The organism is Pantoea sp. C1E2 (assembly GCF_056491465.1).
The window spans coordinates 3,426,906-3,446,333 of record NZ_JBSZHT010000002.1 but is presented as its reverse complement, the minus strand read 5'-3'; the positions used below and the strand labels follow the sequence as shown (position 1 = coordinate 3,446,333).

The 19,428-nt window shown below is 56.1% G+C and carries 14 protein-coding genes; 12 read left to right on the top strand and 2 right to left on the bottom strand.

The window, feature by feature from the left end:
* Nucleotides 1-32: 32 nt before the first annotated feature.
* Complete coding sequence (suhB, locus tag ACXI0A_RS16455) at nt 33-836, bottom strand: inositol-1-monophosphatase (protein ID WP_224930534.1); 804 nt, start codon at nt 834-836, stop codon at nt 33-35.
* Nucleotides 837-957: 121 nt separating this feature from the next.
* Between suhB and trmJ the strand changes: the two genes are divergently transcribed.
* The 5 genes from trmJ to sseB all read left to right on the top strand — a co-directional run bounded on the left by trmJ (nt 958) and on the right by sseB (nt 5,920).
* Entirely contained in the window at nt 958-1,701 is a 744-nt protein-coding gene (gene trmJ / locus ACXI0A_RS16450; RefSeq protein WP_224930537.1) for a tRNA (cytosine(32)/uridine(32)-2'-O)-methyltransferase TrmJ, read from the top strand.
* Between the two features lie 135 nt (nt 1,702-1,836).
* Nucleotides 1,837-2,334 (top strand): Fe-S cluster assembly transcriptional regulator IscR, encoded by a 498-nt coding sequence (gene iscR / locus ACXI0A_RS16445; RefSeq protein ID WP_224930540.1) that lies wholly within the window; start codon nt 1,837-1,839, stop codon nt 2,332-2,334.
* An 89-nt stretch (nt 2,335-2,423) separates the two neighbouring features.
* Nucleotides 2,424-3,593: an IscS subfamily cysteine desulfurase gene (locus tag ACXI0A_RS16440; RefSeq protein WP_476147662.1), complete on the top strand. Its 1,170-nt coding sequence runs from the start codon at nt 2,424-2,426 to the stop codon at nt 3,591-3,593.
* Between the two features lie 62 nt (nt 3,594-3,655).
* Nucleotides 3,656-4,942 carry an aminopeptidase PepB gene (pepB, locus tag ACXI0A_RS16435; protein ID WP_476147663.1) on the top strand — a complete coding sequence of 429 codons (1,287 nt, stop codon included), beginning with the start codon at nt 3,656-3,658 and terminating at the stop codon, nt 4,940-4,942.
* Between the two features lie 210 nt (nt 4,943-5,152).
* Nucleotides 5,153-5,920: an enhanced serine sensitivity protein SseB gene (gene sseB / locus ACXI0A_RS16430; RefSeq protein WP_476147664.1), complete on the top strand. Its 768-nt coding sequence runs from the start codon at nt 5,153-5,155 to the stop codon at nt 5,918-5,920.
* 298 nt (nt 5,921-6,218) lie between these two features.
* Here the strand turns inward: sseB and sseA are convergent, their stop codons facing one another.
* Nucleotides 6,219-7,061 (bottom strand): 3-mercaptopyruvate sulfurtransferase, encoded by an 843-nt coding sequence (gene sseA, locus ACXI0A_RS16425; RefSeq protein ID WP_224930549.1) that lies wholly within the window; start codon nt 7,059-7,061, stop codon nt 6,219-6,221.
* 153 nt (nt 7,062-7,214) lie between these two features.
* Between sseA and ACXI0A_RS16420 the strand changes: the two genes are divergently transcribed.
* The 7 genes from ACXI0A_RS16420 to ispG all read left to right on the top strand — a co-directional run bounded on the left by ACXI0A_RS16420 (nt 7,215) and on the right by ispG (nt 19,356).
* Nucleotides 7,215-12,101 carry an alpha-2-macroglobulin family protein gene (locus ACXI0A_RS16420; RefSeq protein ID WP_476147666.1) on the top strand — a complete coding sequence of 1,629 codons (4,887 nt, stop codon included), beginning with the start codon at nt 7,215-7,217 and terminating at the stop codon, nt 12,099-12,101.
* A gap of 6 nt (nt 12,102-12,107) precedes the next feature.
* A complete protein-coding gene (gene pbpC / locus ACXI0A_RS16415) occupies nt 12,108-14,426 on the top strand; it encodes a peptidoglycan glycosyltransferase PbpC (RefSeq protein ID WP_476147668.1) in 2,319 nt (772 codons plus the stop codon).
* A gap of 169 nt (nt 14,427-14,595) precedes the next feature.
* Nucleotides 14,596-15,027, top strand: coding sequence for a nucleoside-diphosphate kinase (gene ndk / locus ACXI0A_RS16410; RefSeq protein WP_007884899.1), 432 nt, complete (start codon nt 14,596-14,598; stop codon nt 15,025-15,027).
* 188 nt (nt 15,028-15,215) lie between these two features.
* Nucleotides 15,216-16,385 (top strand): dual-specificity RNA methyltransferase RlmN, encoded by a 1,170-nt coding sequence (gene rlmN / locus ACXI0A_RS16405; protein WP_479485266.1) that lies wholly within the window; start codon nt 15,216-15,218, stop codon nt 16,383-16,385.
* A gap of 76 nt (nt 16,386-16,461) precedes the next feature.
* The gene (gene pilW, locus ACXI0A_RS16400) at nt 16,462-17,196 is read left to right on the top strand and encodes a type IV pilus biogenesis/stability protein PilW (RefSeq protein WP_476147671.1); all 735 of its coding nucleotides are present in this window, start codon (nt 16,462-16,464) and stop codon (nt 17,194-17,196) included.
* Nucleotides 17,186-18,196: a cytoskeleton protein RodZ gene (rodZ, locus tag ACXI0A_RS16395; protein ID WP_224930564.1), complete on the top strand. Its 1,011-nt coding sequence runs from the start codon at nt 17,186-17,188 to the stop codon at nt 18,194-18,196. The genes pilW and rodZ overlap by 11 nt, the downstream gene beginning before the upstream one ends.
* A gap of 38 nt (nt 18,197-18,234) precedes the next feature.
* The gene (gene ispG / locus ACXI0A_RS16390) at nt 18,235-19,356 is read left to right on the top strand and encodes a flavodoxin-dependent (E)-4-hydroxy-3-methylbut-2-enyl-diphosphate synthase (protein WP_224930567.1); all 1,122 of its coding nucleotides are present in this window, start codon (nt 18,235-18,237) and stop codon (nt 19,354-19,356) included.
* The last annotated feature ends 72 nt before the right edge of the window (nt 19,357-19,428 follow it).

Genomic DNA, 19,428 nt, shown 5'->3' with positions numbered 1-19,428 from the left:
AAAGGCGGATATGATATCCGCCTTTTTCGTGCTTAGCGCTTCAGCGCTTCGCTCAGTTCTTCACGCATAGAAGCCAGCATGGCTTTCACGACGCGTGGGTTACCCGCAACGAGGTTACCGGACAGCATGTAACCATGGTTGCCGGTGAAGTCAGTCACCAGACCGCCCGCTTCACGCACCAGCAGTTCACCGGCAGCGAAATCCCAGGGCTTCAGGCCGATCTCGAAGAAACCGTCTACGCGGCCAGCGGCCACGTATGCCAGATCCAGCGCAGCAGAGCCAGTGCGACGGAAGTCAGCACACTGAGTGAACAGTTTGCCCACGATGTTGATGTAAGGGGTTGCGTGCTGTTTCAGCTTGAACGGGAAACCGGTTGCCAGGATGGTGCCATCCAGGTCACGCGCGGTGCTGCCACGCAGACGATAACCATTCAGCTGTGCGCCCTGACCGCGTACAGCGGTGAACAGTTCGTTGCGCATTGGATCGTAAACCACAGCCACTTCAGTGCGGCCTTTGATGCGCACAGCGATAGATACAGAGAAGTGTGGTAAACGTTTGATGAAGTTGGTGGTGCCATCCAGCGGATCGATTACCCATTGAATGTCCTGATCATCGCCCGCCAGTTCACCGCTTTCTTCGGTGATGATGGAGTGTTGCGGGTAGGATTTACGAATCACTTCGATAATCAGACGTTCTGCGTCACGGTCAACATTGGTAACGAAGTCGTTGCTGCCTTTCTGGCTGGCTTCGACAGCGTCCGGGGTTTCATAATTCTTGGCAATTAAATTTCCGGCCTTGCGCGCTGCGCGCACGGCGATGTTGAGCATCGGATGCATCGGTATCTCTCGCTGGATGTTAAAGAACGGGGAAAACGGCGCGGAGTATATCAGCGTGTTCAGCAAATGTCCTACTTTTATGTTAGGATGCGCGCCATCATTTTCTCACCTGCTCACTAATATGCTGCATAACATCCGAATCGTACTGGTAGAAACTTCGCACACCGGCAACATGGGTTCCGTGGCCCGTGCCATGAAAACCATGGGCTTAACCAATCTGTATCTGGTCAACCCGCTGGTGAAGCCTGACTCACAAGCCATCTCCCTCGCTGCGGGTGCCAGTGATGTGATCGGCGAAGCGAAGATCGTTGATACGCTGGACGAAGCGATTGCCGGCTGTAGCCTGGTTGTCGGCACCAGCGCACGTTCTCGCTCGTTGCCATGGCCGATGCTGGATTCACGTGAATGCGGTATCAAAAGTGTGGAAGAGGGTCAGCAGGCACCGGTGGCACTGGTGTTTGGTCGCGAACGCGTTGGCCTGACCAACGAAGAGTTGCAGAAATGCCACTATCACGTGGCCATTCAGGCAAACCCGGAATACAGCTCGCTGAACCTGGCGATGGCGGTGCAGATCATCGCCTACGAAGTGCGTATGGCATGGCTGGACGCGCAGGAGAAAGCCAACCCACAACCGCAGGAAGAAGAGTCACCGTATCCGCTGGTGGACGATCTGGAGCGTTTCTATCAGCACATCGAAAAAATGATGCTGGAGAGCGGCTTTATCCGCGAAGGCACGCCAAGCCAGGTGATGAGCAAACTGCGCCGTCTTTATACCCGCGCGCGCCCGGAACGTGATGAACTTAACATCCTGCGCGGCATGTTGGCATCCTTCCAAAAGCCTAAAGGTGATAAGGGTAATAGTTGACTAAAACAGTTGGTTAAATAGTTGAGTAAATTACTTGGTTAAATAGTTGACCGTTTTACTCAGGAATGGCAGACTGGCGTCAATTCATCAGATAGCCCGCCGATACCCGGACGGACGCTTACGAGGTTGTATGCTATGAGACTGACATCCAAAGGACGTTATGCCGTAACCGCTATGCTGGACGTTGCACTGCACTCGAACGAGGGCCCGGTGCCGCTGGCTGACATTTCTGAGCGTCAGGGCATTTCGCTCTCCTATCTGGAGCAGTTATTCTCACGTCTGCGTAAGCACGGTTTAGTGGCCAGCGTTCGTGGTCCAGGTGGCGGTTATCTGCTAGGTAAAGATTCTGGCGCGATTGCCGTTGGCGCGGTCATTACCGCTGTTGACGAATCCGTTGATGCCACCAAGTGCCAGGGCAAAGAAGGCTGCCAGGGCGGCGAACGCTGCCTGACTCACGTCCTGTGGCGTGACCTGAGCGAACGCATCAGCGAATTCCTCAACAACATCACGCTGGCTGAACTGGTGAACAACCAGGAAATCCTTGATGTGGCAGATCGTCAGAACATGAACGATACTCGCCGCTTCCAGCAGCATCGTATGCAGGAAACCATCAACGTTAATCTGCGTGCTTAATCCGCTCTCCTTCAGCCCTTGCTGTTCACACAGCCGGGGCTGAATCGTGCTATAAAGACGTATGATTTTTTATACGGAGTTTTAGCGCAATGAAATTACCGATCTACCTGGATTACGCAGCGACAACGCCTGCCGATCCGCGTGTTGCCACCAAAATGATGCAGTTCCTGACTTTGGATGGCACCTTCGGTAACCCCGCTTCCCGTTCTCACCGTTTTGGCTGGCAGGCTGAAGAAGCCGTTGATGTGGCGCGCAATCAGATTGCAGAGCTGGTCAATGCCGATCCGCGTGAAATCGTTTTTACTTCCGGTGCCACCGAAGCTGATAACCTCGCCATTAAAGGCGCGGCACAGTTCCATCAGGCGCGCGGCAAACACGTTATTACCAGCCAAACTGAGCACAAAGCGGTGCTGGATAGCTGCCAGCAACTGGAGCGTGAAGGCTTCGACGTCACCTATCTGCAACCCGGCAGCGATGGCATTGTCACGCCTGCGATGCTGGAAGCCGCACTGCGCGACGATACCGTTCTGGTTTCCCTGATGCATGTGAACAACGAAACCGGCGTGATTCAGGATATCGCCGCGCTGGGTGCCTTGTGCCGCGCGCGTGACATCCTGTTCCATGTTGATGCCACCCAAAGCGTCGGCAAATTGCCGATTGATGTCGCGGTACTGCCGGTGGATCTGATGTCGTTTTCAGCGCATAAGATCTACGGTCCAAAAGGCATTGGTGCGCTGTGGGTGCGTCGTAAACCTAAATTACAGATCGACGCGCAGATGCACGGCGGCGGTCATGAACGCGGTATGCGCTCCGGGACCTTGCCAGTACATCAAATCGTGGGTATGGGCGAAGCGTATCGCGTTGCACGTGAAGAGATGAGCAGTGAAATGGCGCGTCTGGCGGCTATGCGCGCTCGTCTGTGGCACGGCATCAGCCAGTTAGAGAATGTGAATATCAACGGTTCGCTTGAGCAGGGCGCACCGAATATCCTCAACCTCAGTTTTGCTCAGGTTGATGGCGAATCGCTGATTATGGCGCTGAAAGATCTGGCGCTGTCGTCCGGTTCCGCCTGTACCTCGGCCAGTCTCGAACCCTCTTATGTATTGCGCGCCATGGGCGTTGAGCAGGAGCTGGCACACAGCTCGTTGCGCTTCTCGCTGGGACGCTTTACTACCGAAGAGGAAATTGACTACGCCATTGAGCTGGTCAATAAAGCGGTAAGCCGTTTACGGGCATTAACGCCCGCCACGTCCCGCTAATTCATGCACCCCTTGCGCCGGTTCTGGCGCAAGGTGACACCTAACGCAAACGGAGCCACGCGATGACAACACAACCGATGACAATTACGCTCAGCTCCCAGGCCGCCGATGCGCGCTGGGGTGAAAAAGCACTGCTGAGCAGCACTGAAAGTGGCATGACAATCCACCTGACTGGCGCCGATGCGCTGATGAGCATCCAGCGCGCGGGGCGTAAGCTGGACGGTCAGGGGATCCGCCATGTTGCTCTGAGCGGTGAAGAGTGGGATTTGGAGAAGTGCTGGGCATTCTGGCAAGGCTATCGCAGCCCGAAAGGCAAGCGCCAGGTAGAGTGGCCAGCATTGAGCGAAAACGATCAGACTGAATTTGATCGTCGTCTGAAGATCGTTGACTGGGTCCGCGACACCATCAACCTGCCAGCGGAAGATCTGAGTCCGGAGCAGTTGGCGCACAGTGCCATCGATCTGATCAATGAAGTGGGCGGCAATGCCGTCAGCTATCGCATTACCAAAGGCGAAGATCTGCGTGAGCAGGGTTACGCCGGCATTCACACCGTAGGCCGTGGTTCAACCCGCGCGCCGGTGCTGCTGGCGCTCGACTTCAACCCCACCGGCGACGAAAATGCCCCGGTTTACGCTTGTCTGGTTGGCAAAGGCATCACCTTTGACACCGGCGGCTATAGCCTGAAGCAGAGCGGCTTTATGGATTCGATGAAGTCCGACATGGGCGGCGCGGCCACCGTCACTGGCGCCTTAGCGCTGGCGATTTCACGCGGTCTGAACAAACGCGTGAAGCTGTACTTGTGCTGCGCAGACAACATGGTGAGCGGTAACGCATTCCGTCTCGGCGACATTATCCGTTACCGTAACGGTAAAACCGTGGAAGTGATGAACACCGATGCCGAAGGACGTCTGGTGCTGGCCGATGGCCTGATTGATGCCAGCGAGCAAAATCCTGAGTTGCTGATTGATGCAGCAACCCTGACCGGTGCAGCGAAAACGGCGCTGGGCAACGATTATCACGCCCTGTTTACCTTTGATGATGTGCTGGCGGAATCACTGCTGGGCAGCGCAACCGGTGAAAACGAAGCCTTCTGGCGTCTGCCGCTAGCGGAGTTTCACCGCAGCCATCTGCCGTCAAACTTTGCCGATTTGAACAATATTGCCAGCCCGGCGCATGCCGCAGGTGCCAGCAGCGCGGCGGCGTTCCTTTCTCACTTTGTGAGCAAGTATCAGCAAGGATGGCTGCACATCGACTGTTCTGCGACCTACCGCAAAAGTGCGGTGGATCAATGGTCAGCTGGTGCCACCGGTCTTGGCGTGCGCACCATCGCCAATCTGCTACTGAAATAAAACCGGTGCGCATGAATGCGCACCCTACGTCAGGTCGCACGTAGATGTTCACCTTTCGTCGGATCGCACATTGATGTGTACCCTACGTCAGGTCGCACGTAGATGTGCACCCTTCATCAGTATTGTGTAGGGTCGTCATTTATGGCGACCGAACAGCGCTTAAGCGGCAAACCTCATACATGAGCTTGCCGTTTTTTTGGAACTTGATAAATGAGCAATCGTCTTGAAGAGGTGCTGAAGCTGGCCGCCACTGAGCCTGCGCACCGTCCGGAGTTCTTTCAACTGCTGCTGGAATCTGACATTTGGGTGCCAGGGGAAAGTTCTGCAGAGCAGTTTGATGCCACCTCGCCTGTGGAGTTGCAGCATTGGGAAAAAGAGGGCGGCGGCAGTGTTATCCCGTTCTTCACCTCAGAAGAGGCGATGGCTGAAGCGATAAAAGAGCAGCAGCCTTACCTGCGCCTGCCAGCCCGTACACTGTTCGAAATGACCATGGGTGAGAGCTTGTTCCTCAATCCCAAATTACCGGCGGGTAAAGAGTTTTCGCCAGGTGAAATCGCCCATCTGATCGGTGAAGAGGGCAGTGCGCTCAGTCAGCAAACGGTGCTGGAGGGCGGTCAGGCGCTGCTGTTATCAGAAGTGGCTGAGCCACCAGCGCAGATGATTGATTCACTGACGCAACTGTTTGCCAAGTATAAGCAGGTGCGCCGTGCTTACATCGCCAGCATTCGTGAGAGTGCCATGGAAGAGCCGAATCTGCTGATCGGTATCGAAGCCGATAGCAATATCGATGAGATTATTCAGGCGGCAGGCAGCGTGGCAACCGATACGCTGGCGGATGACGCACCGATTGATATCTGCGAAGTGGTGGTCGATGAGAAAGGCGTCAGCCACTTCTTCACCGCGCATATTACGCCGTTTTATGAGCGTCGCTGGGGGAGTTTCCTGCGCGACTTCAAAGGCAGTCAGCGGATTATCTAAACATCGCTAGTAGCGGTGCAATTTATTGCGCATCTGACAGCCATCGTTCGGCTTAAGATACGCGCGATAAGTCGCGCCGCTACGAATCGCACTTAACTGATTGCGCCGCTACGGATCGCACTTAACTGGTTGCGCCGCTACGGATCGCACTTATCTGATCGCGCCGCTACAGATCGCACTTATCTGGTAGCGGCGCAATTTATTGCGCGGTAGTCAAATCATCATTGGCAGGCTCAGAAGTTTGTTCTGCAACCCCCCTTTATTGCCATGCTCAGCAGTTTAATCGGCTAGCTAAACTTTATTTCTCAATTGGTAAGTCGTCGCGGCTGCCCCATTCGCCCCAGGAGCCGTCATACAGCGTGACGTCACGCACGCCCAGCGACGTCAGCGCCAGAATCACCACCACCGCTGTGACACCCGAACCGCAGCTGGCAATAATCGGCTGATCCAGTTTGATACCGGCCTTCTCAAATAGATCGCGCAACTCTGCTGCCGGCTTCAGTTCGCCGTTCGCCACCAGATTGTTCCACGGCATATTCAGGCTATTTGGGATGTGCCCGCGCAGCAGGCCCGGACGCGGTTCATCCACTTCTGCGTTAAAGCGGTTAGCCGCTCGGGCATCAACGATCTGCGCGCCGCCCTCATGGCTGATCAGCAGCACATCGGTCAGGCGTTTCACCAGACCCTGGTCGTAATGGGCTTCAAACTCGCCTTCCGGCAGATTAACCGGGCCCGATGCTACATCAAATCCTGCCGCTTTCCAGCCCTGCAAACCGCCCGCCAGAATGGACACGTTCACACAGCCAAAGGCGCGGAGCATCCACCATGCGCGTGGCGCGGAGAACAGGTTACCTTCGTCGTACACCACCAGATGCTTATCCTGATTAACACCCAGTTCGCGCATCGCGACGGCAAAAGCTTCCGGGCGCGGCATCATATGCGGGTAAGCGCTGGTGTGATCGGATAAGGCTTCGATGTTGAAAAACGGTGCATCCGGCAAATGTCCCGCCAGATATTCGGCCTGAAGATCGCGAACCGCTTCCTGACCTGGCGGCAACATGCGCGCATCTAAAACCTGCAACGTTTCATCGGTGTAATGCTCTTTTAACCAATCGGCAGAGACAAACAGGGGAGCTGTCATCGCAACAACCTCTTCTCAATCATCGGAAAATGGAAAGAGCCAGTGTCCGGGAATGTGAACGCTATCTCAAGGGTATCGTTGCTAAAGTGAGTAGGTTGATGTGAAATTGCGCAGCACACTATTTTAACCTTTGGGGCTGGTGAGGGACTTACCATGGCAAAACGTGTTAATCGACTGCTGCTCAGCGTGCTGATCGGCGGAACACTATTGGGCGGCGCTTTGCTGCCTGCGCAGGCTGAGGATACGCCTGTGGTTCAAAATGCAGCGAAAACGATCTCGGTGATCGACCTTTCCGAGCTGCAACTGGATGGCGCATCAGCATTGGTGCTGAGTTTCAACACCGCGATCGATAGCAAACAGGATTTGAACGCGCGGGTCCATATCAGCGATGAGAAAAGCGGCAAGGTCGATGGCGGCTGGGAACTGGCGCAGAATGGCAAGGCGCTACGCTTCCGCCATCCTGAACCGTCGCGCAAATTAACGGTGACCGTCGATGCTGGCCTCAAGGCCGCCGATGGCAGTACCTTATCCAGTCCATTTAGCCAAACGCTCACCACCCGCGATATCCAGCCGATGGTGGGTTTCGCCAGCCGGGGATCACTGCTGCCGCTGCGCCTGACGCAGGGTTTACCGGTGCTGGCACTCAATGTGAACAACATTGATGTCGATTTCTTCCGGGTGAAAAGCGCCGCACTGGCCGATTTTCTCGCCCAGTGGAATTACGGTAATAACCTGTCGTACTGGGAATCACGCGATTTACTGAAAAATGCCGATCTTGTCTATAGCGGACGTTTTGATCTCAACCCGGCACGCAACACCCGTGAAAAGTTGCAGCTACCGCTTGGCGATGTCGACGCACTCAAGCAGCCCGGTGTCTATCTGGCCGTCATGAAACAGGCTGGCACCTATAACTACACGCAGCCAGCGACCTTGTTCACGCTCAGTGACATTGGTGTATCGCTGCACAGCTTCCCTGATCAACTGGAACTGTTTACGCAAAGTCTCGCCAATGGCGCACCGCTGGATGACGTTGATGTGCAACTGCTGGATGAGAAAGGCCAACAGCTGGCGAGTGGCACCAGTGACAGCAATGGCCATCTTCGCCTGCCCGCCAATGCCAAAGGCAAGTTGCTGCTGGCAACGCAGAAAGGGCAAACCTCACTCATCGATCTCAATCGTCCGGCGCTGGATCTCGCCGAATTCCCGATTGATGGCCCGCAGGGTTATGACAAACAATTGTTCCTGTTTGGTCCGCGCGATCTCTATCGCCCCGGAGAAACGGTGATCGTCAACGCGTTACTGCGTGATGCCGATGGCAAGCCGCTGCCGCCACAACCGGTGAAAGCCGAAGTGGTTCAGCCCAATGGTGAAGTCACCCAAACCTTCGTCTGGCAGCCGGAAAACGGTGTGTACCAGCAGCGCTTTGCACTGCCGGCTTCAGCCATGACCGGTGAATGGTCGCTGCGCATCAATAGTGGCGACAACCAGCCGCGTAGCTGGCCGTTCCATGTCGAGGATTTCCTCCCGGAACGTATGGCACTGGCATTGAGCAACAGCGAACAGCCGGTGGCACCGGACGCCTCGGTGACATTTGATGTAGAGGGCCGTTATCTGTATGGCGCACCGGCTGCCGGCAATGAGTTGCAGGGGCAACTGTTCCTGCGCCCGGCGCGTGAAGCCGTGGCAGCGCTGCCTGGCTATCAGTTCGGCGATGTCACAGAGGAACTGAAACGCAGTCTGGATGAAGTCGATGTGAAGCTGGATGAGAGCGGCAAGCTGCAGCTCAACGTAGAAAGCAGCTGGGCAGAAAGTCATTCACCACTCAATCTCATTCTGCAAGCCAGTCTGCTGGAAACTGGCGGCCGTCCGGTGACACGTCGTGCCACCCAATCGATCTGGCCCGCGCCTGCACTGCCGGGAATTCGTCCGCTGTTTAACAGTGAGTCGGTGTATGACTATCGCACCGATCGTTACCGCGATGAACCGACCGTGCCTGAAAACGGTCTGGCGGAATTTGATGTTGTTTATACCAATCCGCAAGGCGAAAAACTGGCGGCGCAGGATCTGGATGTGCGCCTTATCCATGAACGCCGTGACTACTTCTGGAGCTTCTCAGACAGCGAAGGGTGGCAGTCGCGCTATGACCAGAAGGATCTGCAGGAAGACGAGCAGCGCATCACTATTGCCGCGGGTGGCAGCCAGAAAATCAGCTTCCCGGTGGAGTGGGGCACTTATCGTCTGGAAGTGCATGCGGGCGAGAACATTGTCAGCAGCGTGCGCTTCAATGCGGGCTACTGGTGGCAGGACAACACCGACGGCACCGGCGCGCTCCGTCCCGATCAGGTCAAACTGAAAATCGATAAAAGCGCCTACCAACCAGGTGATACCGCAAAAGTGCAGGTGGAATCCCCGGCCGCCGGTAAAGGCTATCTGATGGTGGAATCCAGCAGCGGCACGCTGTGGTGGCAGCCCTTAGAAGTACCTGCCGGTGGCGCGACCATCGATGTGCCGATTAACGAAAGCTGGAAGCGTCACGATCTCTATATCAGCGCAATTGTGGTGCGTGATGGCGATAAAGCCAACGGCACCACACCAAAACGCGCAGTGGGTCTGCTGCATCTGCCGATGGCGACCGAAGCGCGACGTCTCAATCTGGCGATCGATGCGCCCGAAAAAATCCGCCCTGAGCAGACGGTAAAAGTGAAGGTGAAAGCCAGCCGTGAAGGCGGTGAGTTACCTCAACAGGTTCAGGTCTTGCTGTCAGCGGTGGACAGCGGCGTGTTGAGCATAACTGACTATAAAACGCCAAATCCGTGGGACGCGTTCTTTGGGCGCAAGCGCTATAACGCCGATCAATACGATGTGTACGGTCAGCTCATCGAAGGCGGTGGCAAGCTGGCGGCGCTGCGTTTCGGTGGTGACGGAGATGATGCCGATGCGCTGTCACGCGGCGGTAAGAAGCCGGTCACCGATGTGCAGATCGTCGCGCAACAGCTGCAGCCGGTCACGCTGGATGCCAACGGCGAAGGCACGATCGAGCTTCCGATTCCGGCCTTTAATGGCGAGTTACGCTTGATGGCGCAGGTGTGGAGCGCAGACAGCTTCGGCTCGGCAGATCGTAAAATGGTGGTGGCCGCACCACTCATCAGCGAACTGGCGACGCCGCGCTTTATGGCCAGCGGTGATCAGTCGACGCTGGCGCTGGATCTCACCAACCTGACCGATCAGCCGCAGACGTTGAAAGTCGATGTAACCACTCAGGGGCTGATCGCGCTGAACGGCACTGTCACTTCCAGCGTGCAACTGGCGAAGGGCGCGCGCACAACCCTGCAAATCCCGGTTAAAGCCCAGGGTGCCTTCGGTGAAGGTGCGGTGCAGGTCAGGGTCTCTGGCATGACTCTGCCCGGTGAAACCCTGGCGCCCAGCGAGCGTAAATGGACCATCGGCGTACGTCCGGCTTATCCAGCCCAAACCCTGAGTTTCGACAATGTGATGCAAACGGGCCAAAGCTGGCAGGTGGTGGCGAGTGCGTTTAGCGGCCTGCAAAAGGATACGCTGACCGGACAGCTGTCGCTCAGCAATCGGCCGCCGCTGAATATTGCCAGCTTTATCAGCCAGCTGTATGCCTATCCTTATGGTTGTCTGGAACAGACCGCCAGCGGCATCTGGCCATCGGTGTTCACCAACAAAGCGCAACTGGATGCGCTGGGTATTAAAACCAGCACCGACGAGGCGCGCCGGGCGTCAATCGCCACCGGTATTGCGCGTTTGGCAGGTATGCAGCGCGGCAATGGAAGCTTTGGCTTGTGGAGCAAAGAGAGTCAGGAGGAGTTCTGGTTGACGGCTTACGTCACTGATTTCCTGCTGCGCGCCAGTGAAGCGGGTTACAGCGTGCCGGAAGGAGTGATCAGTCGCGCCGATGAACGCTTGTTGCGCTATTTGCAAGACCCGGCACAGATCGAAACCAGCTGGAGCAGTGACGCGGATGGCCTGCGTTTCAGTGTGCAAGCTTACGCCGGGCTGGTGTTAGCGCGTCAGCAGCAGGCACCGCTTGGTGCGTTGCGTGCGCTGTATGAAAAGCGTGAGCAGGCGAAATCAGGGCTGGCGCTGGTGCAGCTGGGTGTGGCGCTGAAACTGATGGGCGATCAACAGCGCGCGCAGTTAGCGCTGGCGCAGGGCATCGGGCTGGAGCGCAAGCCCAACAGCTGGCTGGGGGATTACGGCAGCCCGGTACGAGACCGTGCGCTGATTCTTGCGCTAATCACAGAAAACCAATTGCTGCCCGATATGCAGGGGCCATTACTGATTGATCTGGCGAAAGCGGTGCATGGCCAGCGCTGGTTCTCGACACAGGAAAATAACGCGCTGTTCCTTGCCGCGCGCACCTTGCAACAGCACAAAGGTGAGAACTGGCAAGCCACATTGCAGGGCAGTAGCGAGCCGCTGAGCAGTAATCAGACACTCAACATGGGTATCAGTGAAGACCAGCTGCGACAGGGCTTGTCAGTGAAAAGCGACAATGCGTCGCCACTTTACGGCACGCTGAATGTGGTGGGTTATCCGCAAACGGCACCGTCGCCCATGAGCAACGTGCTGAAAATCAGCCGTGAATATTTCACCCTGGACGGTAAGCCTGCCGACCTCACCAACCTGAAAAGTGGCGAATTGCTGGTGGTGCGATTGAAAGTGGCGGCCAGCGAACGCGTTAGCGATGCGCTGGTGGTGGATTTGCTGCCGGCGGGACTGGAACTGGAAAACCAGAACCTGAGTGACAGCAGCGCCAGCCTGGGCGACAGCGCCGATGCACTGAAAGAGAGCATGATGGATATGCAACAAGCCAACATCAAACACATTGAGTTCCGTGATGACCGCTTCGTTGCTGCGCTGGCGCTGGATGGTTATACACCGGGCACGTTGCTGTATCTGGCACGCGCGGTGACGCCGGGCAGCTATCGTCTACCGCCTCCGCAGGTCGAGTCGATGTATGTGCCGGAGTGGCGCGCGATAGGCTCTACGCCAGAAAAACTGAATGTGCGTTAAGCGTTGATGAAAAAGGGTAATACCTTAAAGCGGTGGCGCTGGCTGCCGCTTTTTTTACTGCTGCTGTTAGCTGGCGTGTGGCTACTGGATCGACTTGATCCTTTGCCGTTACGGGAAGTGCAGCCCGCGCGGGTGGTGGTCGCTGAGGATGGCACGCCGCTATGGCGCTTTGCCGACAAGCAAGGCGTCTGGCGCTATCCGGTGACGCTTGAGGAGGTTTCGCCTGACTACATTCAGGCGCTGCTCACTTACGAAGATCGTTGGTTCTGGCGCCATCCCGGCATTAATCCGATGGCGATTGTACGTGCCATCGGGCAAAACCTGCTGCATCACGGCATCGTGTCAGGCGGCAGCACGCTAACGATGCAGGTAGCGCGACTGATCGATCCGCAACCGCGTACTTTGAGCGGCAAAATGATTCAGGCCTGGCGCGCGCTGCAACTGGAGTGGCACTTATCCAAGCGCGACATCCTTACGCTCTACCTCAATCGCGCACCCTTTGGCGGCACCGTGGAAGGCATCGGCGCAGCAAGCTGGATGTGGCTCGGTAAACCGCCGTCGCAGCTGACCAAAGGGGAAGCCGCGTTGCTCGCCGTGCTGCCGCAGGCACCCAGCCGACTTCGTCCGGATCGCTGGCCACAGCGTGCGGAAGCCGCCCGCAACAAAGTGCTGGATCGGCTGGCAGAGTATCAGGTGTGGTCGGCGCAGGATGTCGCGGATATCAAACAGGAAGCGGTGTGGTTGCCGCCGCGCCAGACCCCGCAAATGGCACCGCTGCTGGCACGCCGCCTGTTGGCGCTATCTCCCGACAACAAAATTACCTCGACGATTGATGTGTCGCTGCAGCGCGAGCTGGAGAGTCTGGCATCGTCGTTAAAAAACCAGCTGCCGCCGCGCACTTCACTGGCGTTGCTGGTGGTGGATCACAGCAATATGAAAGTACGTGGCTATGTCGGCTCAGTGTCATTCAATGACGACAGCCGTTTTGGTCATGTGGATATGATCTCCAGTGTGCGATCGCCCGGATCGGTGCTGAAACCTTTTGTTTATGGCATGGCGCTGGATGATGGTCTGATCCACGTTGAATCACTGCTGCAGGATGTGCCACGCCGTTTCGGTGATTATCGCCCCGGCAACTTTGACTCAGGCTTTCACGGCCCGGTGAGTGCCAGCGAGGCGCTGGAACGTTCACTGAATTTACCTGCAGTCCAGCTTCTGGACGCGCTTGGCCCGAAGACGGTCGCGGCGCGTTTGCGCAATGTCGGCCTGTACCTGCGCTTTCCGGCGGGAGCAGAGCCGAATCTGTCGCTGGTCCTTGGCGGTACGGGCGCGCGGCTGGATGATATCGTGGCGGCTTATAGCGCTTTTGCTCGTCAGGGAAATGCCGCCCAACTGCGCTGGCTGCCCAATCAGCCATTGCAAGAGCGGCCGCTGCTTTCGCCGGGCGCAGCCTGGATTGTGCGACGTATTCTGGCGGGCGAAGCGCTGCCATCCGCTGCCATTCCTGATATTGCGCCGCTGGCATGGAAAACTGGCACCAGTTATGGCTATCGCGATGCCTGGACCATCGGCATCACACCGCGCTATTTAATTGGCGTATGGGTTGGCAGGCCGGATGCCACGCCGGTTGCCGGTCAGTTTGGCTTTGCCTCCGCCGTGCCCGTGATGAACCAGGTTAATAACTTGCTGGCGGGGCATATGTCGGTGCGCGGTGCACCACGCGATCCACGTCCGGATTCAGTCAGCGCCATGAGTATTTGCTGGCCTGGAGGCCAACCTTTGCCGCTGGGTGACGAAAACTGCCGCCAGCGTCGTCAGAGCTGGATACTGAACCAAACGATGCCCCCGACGCTGCTGGCGCCCGGTCAGGAAGGTGTGAATGGTTTACGTCAACGTTATTGGATCAACCCTCAGGGCTTACGCGTGGCGGCAGATTGCCCCAATGCACAGAGCCAGGATCGTCTGATGTGGCCACTGCCGCTGGAACCCTGGCTGCCGATGGCGGAACGCCGCGAGCAGCGACTGCCGCCAATTGACCTTCATTGCCCGCCATTGAACCACAACAGCACGCCACCGTTGCTGATTACTGGCGTGATTAATGGTCAGCGCGTGCAGCCGTTACCGGGTAAGGTGGTATTGATGCTGCCTGTCGCGGTTCAGGGTGGGCAGGGTTCGCAGCGCTGGTGGTTTTTGAACGGGCAACCGATTGAACAGAAAGCGGGGCAAAGCAGTGCTGCGCTGGTGCTCAGCGAACCGGGCCAGTATCAACTGGTGGTGATGGATGAGGCGGGTAAACTGGCATCTGTCTCATTTATTCGTGGCTAGATGTTCGCGTATGCCAGATTTTGCGCGTGTTCGCCCCGACAAAAATCAATTATTTTCGATAATTCCACCAATAGGCAATAGGCAACGCCCGATGATGTCCCTATAATCGGCGCGTTTTCTTACCGGGAGCGAACTCCCGGTTTCTTCAGGATGCTAACTAGAGGTCATCATGGCAATCGAACGTACTTTCTCTATCGTTAAACCAAACGCCGTCGCTAAGAACGTGATTGGTGCTATTTACAACCGTTTCGAAAGCGCAGGCTTCAAAATCGTTGGCGCAAAAATGCTGCACCTGACCAAAGAGCAGGCTGAAGGCTTCTACGCTGAGCACAAAGGCCGTCCATTCTTCGATGGTCTGGTTGAGTTCATGACTTCTGGTCCAGTGGTTGTTTCTGTTCTGGAAGGCGAAAATGCCGTTCAGCGTCACCGCGATCTGATGGGTGCAACCAACCCAGACAACGCGCTGGCCGGTACTCTGCGTGCTGACTACGCTGACAGCTTCACTGAGAACGCCACCCACGGTTCTGACTCAGCTGAATCTGCTGCGCGCGAAATCGCTTACTTCTTCGCTGAGAACGAAGTCTGCCCACGCACTCGCTAAGTGCGTTGCTGCTGATGCGGATAAACGTCTTTACACCTTTTCAACATTGGTAAAGTCGTTCCCCCTGGCATCATGCAGCAGATGTAGTACAATAATGCGCCCTTGTTGAGCCTTGCTCAGCGAGGGCGTTATTTTTTTCCTATTCTTAACCAGAGCCGTAACGTGTAACAACGAGGCCAGAGAACATTATGTCCGAACAGATTGTGACGCCGTCGTCCGCTTCCCCCGTGGTTGTTTCCCCAAAAAAAGAAAAAATTAACCTGCTGGATCTTAACCGTCAGCAGATGCGTGAGTTCTTTCTCGAAATGGGCGAAAAGCCTTTCCGTGCCGATCAGGTCATGAAGTGGATGTACCACTACTGCAGCGATGACTTTGAGCAGATGACTGACATCAATAAAGTGCTGCGTGGCAAATTGATGGAACGCGCTGAAATTCGTGCGCCGGAAGTGGCGGAAGAGATGCGTTCCAGCGATGGCACCATCAAGTGGGCGATCCGCGTGGGCGATCAGTTGGTCGAAACCGTGTACATTCCGGAAGCCGACCGTGCAACGCTGTGTGTCTCCTCACAGGTAGGTTGTGCGCTGGAGTGCAAATTCTGTTCGACCGCGCAGCAAGGTTTTAACCGCAATCTGCGCGTCTCCGAAATCATCGGTCAGGTGTGGCGTGCAGCGAAAATCATCGGTGCAGCGAAAGTCACTGGTCAGCGTCCTATCACCAACGTGGTGATGATGGGCATGGGCGAACCATTGCTCAACCTGAACAACGTGGTGCCAGCGATGGACATCATGCTGGATGACTTCGGTTTTGGCTTATCAAAACGTCGCGTCACGCTGTCAACGTCTGGCGTAGTGCCGGCGCTGGATAAGCTGGGCGACATGATCGACGTGGCTTTGGCGATTTCGCTGCATGCACCAAACGATGCCATTCGTGACGAAATTGTGCCGATCAACAAAAAGTACAACATCGAAACTTTCCTCGCGGCGGTTAAACGCTACATCGGTAAGTCCAACGCCAATCAGGGCCGCGTGACCATTGAGTATGTGATGCTGTATCACATCAATGACAGCACCGACAATGCGCATGAGCTGGCTGCACTGCTGAAAGAGACGCCGTGCAAAATCAACCTGATCCCATGGAACCCGTTCCCGGGCGCGCCTTATGGCCGTAGCTCAAACAGCCGTATTGATCGCTTCTCCAAAGTGCTGATGGATTACGGGTTTACCACCATCGTGCGTAAAACGCGTGGCGACGATATTGATGCGGCTTGTGGTCAGTTAGCGGGTGATGTTATCGACCGTACCAAGCGTACCTTGCGTAAGAAAATGGCCGGTGAAACCATCTCTGTGAAGGCGCTCTGAAACACGGTGCCAGGTGATACCCACCTGGCGTAAGCCGTGTCAGTCTCTCCTCTCGATGTCAGAGGGAGAGACTGAAATGCATAAGGGATTATCGGCGGTGTTGTTGGCGGGTTTTGTTGTAACCGGGTGTGTCAATTCTCCGGCTCAGCAAGGCGCTGCGGACATCCGGCTACAGCTGGGGTTGCATTACCTTGCAGTGAAAGATTTTGAGGCAGCACAGCGTAATTTATTACGCGCTGAGCGTGCAGCACCGCAGGATTATCGTGTGCCACTGGCGCTTGCGCGGCTGGCACAGGCGCAGCAGAATAGCGCGCAGACACACTGGCACTACCAACGCGCCCAGCAGTTAGCGCCAGCGAATGGCTACATCGCTAACAATTACGGTGCGTTTCTTTGCGGTTTAAGGCAGTATGGCGAAGCGCATCAACAGTTTAAGCTGGCGATGGCTGCACAGGAAATTGAAGCCCGTCAGGATGCATTCCTGTTTTCGGGCTATTGTTACCTGCAGGCTGGAGAGAGTGCCTCAGCGCGCGAGTCATTAAGCAACGCGCTGATTGCCGCACCGGAGCAGGGCAGTCAACTGCTTACGGAAGTGGAAAAGCGGCTCAAACAGCAGGATCGCCTGGCGGTTCCGCTGCTATTAGAAGTGTACCACCAGCGTTTGCCGGCAACGGCAGAGAGCCAGTGGTTACAAATACGTTTCGCCGCGCAACAGGGAAACGCTGCTGACGTTACACGTTATGGCGACCGGTTGGCGCGAAGTTTTCCACAATCGATACAGTACCAGCGTTATTTAGCTAATGAATACTGAAGCCACTCAAGAGAATTCTGCAGTACATTCCACAGGTGAACGCCTGCGTCTGGCCCGTGAGCAGATGGGGCTGACTCAGCAAAATGTCGCTGAACGCCTGTGCCTTAAACTTTCTACCGTACGAGACATTGAAGAGGATAAGTCACCGGCTGATTTAGCCTCGACGTTCTTGCGCGGTTACATTCGATCTTATGCTCGTCTGGTGCATGTGCCGGAAGATGACCTGTTGCCGATGATGGCGAAGCAGGCTCCGGTGCGCGCGGCCAAAATTGAGCCAATGCAGAGCTTCTCGTTAGGTAAGCGCCGTAAAAAGCGTGATGGCTGGCTAATGATTTTCACCTGGTTGGTGATTTTTGTTGTCATCGGTCTGACCGGCGCGTGGTGGTGGCAAAACCATAAAGCCTCGCAGGCCGATCTGGTCTCAATGGCTGACCAGAATGGCAGCAGCAGCGATAACAGTCAGTCGATTCCGCTGGGTGAAAACAGCACTGACAGCGCGACTGACACTGATACCAATGCCGCCGGTACGCCGGTGGATAATGGTGCCGGTGCGGTAACAACGCCGAGTACCAGCAACAGCAATGCTGCTAACACTTCGGCGCCTGCGGCCAGCAGCGATAACGCTGTGGTTTCACCGAGCCAGGCACCGATCGATAACGCACCGCCAGCGGCGACCTCTCCGGCGCCGGCCAACAGCATTCCTGCTGGCCAAATGCCAACCGCCAATGCGGGCGTGAGCCAGCCAGCGGGCGACCCGAACACCGTGGTCATGAATTTCAAAGCCGATTGCTGGTTAGAAGTTACCGATGCTACCGGCAAGAAGCTGTTCAGCGGATTGCAACGTAGCGGCGGTAAGCTCAGCTTGTCCGGAACGCCTCCGTATCGTCTGAAAATTGGCGCTCCAACAGCAGTTGACGTGCAATATCAGAATCAGCCCGTTGATTTAAGTCGTTTTATCCGTAATAACCAGGTTGCCCGTCTGACGCTGGGTGCGCAATAACGCGCAGCGCGCTTTCCGGGTAATTGTGGAGAGAGAATATGCATAACGAAGCACCCATCATCCGTCGCAAATCAAAGCGGATTTACGTCGGCAAGGTGCCGGTTGGTGATGGCGCGCCCATTGCCGTTCAGTCAATGACCAACACCCGCACCACGGACGTTGAAGCCACGGTTAACCAGATTCGCCAGCTTGAGCGTGTCGGTGTGGACATCGTCCGTGTTTCCGTTCCTACTATGGATGCGGCTGAAGCGTTCAAACTGATTAAGCAACAGGTCAATGTGCCGCTGGTCGCGGATATTCATTTTGACTATCGCATCGCACTGAAAGTCGCCGAATATGGCGTGGATTGCCTGCGCATCAACCCAGGCAACATCGGCAACAACGAGCGTATCCGCCAGGTGGTGGATTGTGCCCGCCACTACAATATTCCCATCCGTATCGGTGTTAACGCCGGTTCTCTGGAAAAAGATCTGCAGGAAAAATACGGAGAGCCAACGCCGCAGGCGCTGCTCGAATCCGCTATGCGCCATGTTGATCACCTCGATCGTCTCAACTTTGATCAGTTCAAAGTGAGTGTGAAAGCTTCTGACGTGTTCCTTGCCGTTGAATCTTATCGCTTGCTGGCCAAGGCTATCGATCAACCCCTGCACCTCGGCATCACCGAAGCTGGCGGTTTGCGCGCGGGTTCCGTGAAATCAGCCATTGGTCTCGGACTGTTACTGGCCGAAGGGATTGGTGACACACTGCGTATTTCACTGGCCGCTGACCCGGTTGAAGAAGTGAAAGTTGGTTACGACATCCTGAAATCTCTGCGCATTCGTGCTCGCGGTATTAACTTTATCGCCTGCCCAACCTGTTCACGTCAGGAATTTGATGTGATCGGTACGGTGAATGCGCTGGAAGAGCGCCTTGAAGACATCATCACGCCAATGGATATCTCGATTATCGGCTGTGTGGTGAACGGTCCAGGCGAAGCGACCGTCTCTACGTTGGGCGTGACCGGTGGTAGCCGCAAAAGTGGCTTCTACGAGGATGGGGTGCGTCAGCGCGACCGTCTCGATAACGATGACATGATCGACCAGCTGGAAGCGCGCATTCGCGCTAAGGCCAGCATGCTGGATGAAAGCCGCCGCATTAATGTGCAGCAGCTGGAAAAATAAGGGAAGGTATGCGCCCGTCGCGTACCCGTTTTTGAATGAACCTGTGCGGTTTCATCCTCATAAGGTATGATG